Here is a 2,483-nt window from a genome sequence, read left to right on the forward strand (position 1 = left end):
ATCTCCAGCACACGCCGCGGCCCCCACCGCAACACCTGCCCCACCGCAGCATCCCGCCACGCCCGCATCTCACCCAACGGAATGGGACCACCGGAATAACTCGAATTCCACCCCGTGAAATCCTCGCCCCACTCCGACACCACCGAACCCGAATACACCGAGTCATAGACCTCTTGCCACTCGGTCACCTGCTCGGCCGTATCGCCGTCTCCCTCGGCGGTTCCGGGCACGACATAGGCGACGAGGCGTTTGTCTCCGGGGCGGTCCTCACGTACCACGACCACGGCGTCGGACACCTGCGGATGACCCCGCAGCACCGACTCGATCTCACCCGGCTCGATACGGAAACCCCGCACCTTCACCTGATCATCCGCACGCCCCACGAACTCCAGCTCACCACCGGAATTCCACCGCACCACATCACCCGTGCGATACATCCGCGAACCATCACCAGCAAACGGATCCGCCACGAACCGCTCCGCCGACAGCCCCGGCCTTCCCAGATACCCGCGCGCGATTCCCTCGCCCGCCGCGTACAGCTCACCCGCCACCCCGGGCGGCACCAGTCGCAGGTGTTCGTCCAGGACGTAGGCACGCGTGTTGAACACGGGGCGGCCGATGGGGGCGGCCTGTCCCGTCAGCGCTTCGGTGGTGGAGACGCACACCGTGGTCTCGGTAGGTCCGTAAGCGTTGATCATCCGGCGGCCCGGTGCCCACTGGTCCACCAGCTCCGGCAGGCACGCCTCACCGCCGACCAGCAGGGTCGTCAAGTCCGTGAGCCGGCTCGCCGAGTCGTCCGGCAGAGTGGCGAGCAGCGAAGGAGGCACCAGCGTGTGGCTGATGCGCTGCTTCTGCAGGACGTCACGCAGCGCCTCGCCCACCAGACGGGTCTGCTCCGGGACGACCAGTGTCCCGCCACCGGCGAACGCCATCACCAGTTCCAGAACCGCGGCGTCGAAGCTCGGCGACGCGAGCTGCAGCACCCGGCTGTCCGCATCCACCGCGCACCGGTCCACCAAGGTGGCGGCGAGACTTCCGATACCGGAGTGCGGGACGACGACGCCCTTGGGGGTGCCGGTGGATCCGGAGGTGTAGATGACGTAGGCAGGATGCCCGGAGTCCACGCGTACTCCGGGATCGGTAGCCCGATAACCGCTCAGATCGGCAGGCAGACTCTCCTCGTCCAGCACCAGCAACGGAGCACAGTCCTCCAGCATGAACGCGATCCGCTCCGCCGGATACCCCGGGTCCACCGGCACATACGCACCACCCGCCTTCAACACACCCAGCACAGCAACCACCAGCTCCACCGAACGCGGCAACATCACCCCCACCCGCCGCTCCGGACCCACACCCCGCTCAACCAGCCAACGCGCCAACCGATTCGCCCACGCATCAACCTCCCCGTACGACCACACCCGACCACCACACACCACCGCCGCACCACCCGGCGACGACCCCACCACAGCAGCGAACATCTCGGGCAGAGTCGTCCCGGGCAGAGTCGTCCCGGTCACACCGCGCGCACTGTCGTTCCAGCGGTTCAGGACCCGGTCGCGTTCGTCGTCGCCTAGGACGTCCACCTGACCGATCCGCAGCCCGGGATTGGAGACGAGCGTGCGCAGCAGCCCCAGCCAGCGCTCCACCAAGGCGTCGACGGACGCCGGGTCGAAGAGGTCGGTGGAGTACTCCACCAGCCCGGTCACTCCGGCCGGCCCGCCGTCCTCCGCGCGCTCCTCCGTCAGGGAGAACAACAGGTCGAACCGGGACGTCCCCGTACCCACGAACTGGGGCCGTACCGTCAGCCCGGGCAGAGCAAACTCGGCCTTCGGCGTGTTCTGCAGGACGAACGCGATCTGGAACAGGGGATGGTAAGCGGGCGAGCGCTGCGGGTTGAGGACCTCGACGAGGTGCTCGAACGGCACGTCCTGGTTCGCGTACGCCGCCAGACTCGCCTCCCGCACCCGACCGACCAGATCGGAGAAGGTGGGGTCGCCGGACGTGTCGGTACGGAGCACGAGCGTGTTGACGAACAGCCCCACGAGATCGTCGAGCGCCTCGTCCGTCCGCCCGGCGATACCACTGCCGAGCGGGATGTCCGTCCCCGCACCGAGACGCGTCAGCAAACCCGCCATCGCAGCCTGCAACACCATGAACACCGTCGTGTCGGACCGGCGGGCGAGCTGCTGGACAGCCTGGTGCAGCTCGGCGTCGAGCCGCAGCCAGGTGTGCCCGCCCTGGTAGGAGGCGACCGCAGGGCGGGGACGGTCGGTGGGCAGGTTCAGCTGTTCGGGCACCTCTGCCAGCTGCGTGGTCCAGTAGTCCACCTGACGGGCCATGGGACTGGCCGGGTCGGTTTCGTCGCCGAGGAGTTCGCGCTGCCAGAGGGTGTAGTCCGCGTACTGGACCGGGAGGGCCTCCCAGGACGGCACCGCACCGTCACGCCGCGCGGTGTAGGCAGCAACGAGATCCCGCGCGAGCGG

Annotated in this window: 1 protein-coding gene; it reads right to left on the minus strand. The window is 68.4% G+C overall.

The window, feature by feature from the left end; all coding sequences use genetic code 11:
• A partial coding sequence (locus ACSNOH_RS34435; RefSeq protein WP_436725384.1) for a non-ribosomal peptide synthetase occupies positions 1 to 2,483 on the minus strand: 2,483 nt, incomplete at both ends.

Origin of the sequence: Streptomyces sp. URMC 127 (assembly GCF_051386535.1) — a bacterium.
Taxonomy (GTDB): Bacteria; Actinomycetota; Actinomycetes; order Streptomycetales; family Streptomycetaceae; genus Streptomyces.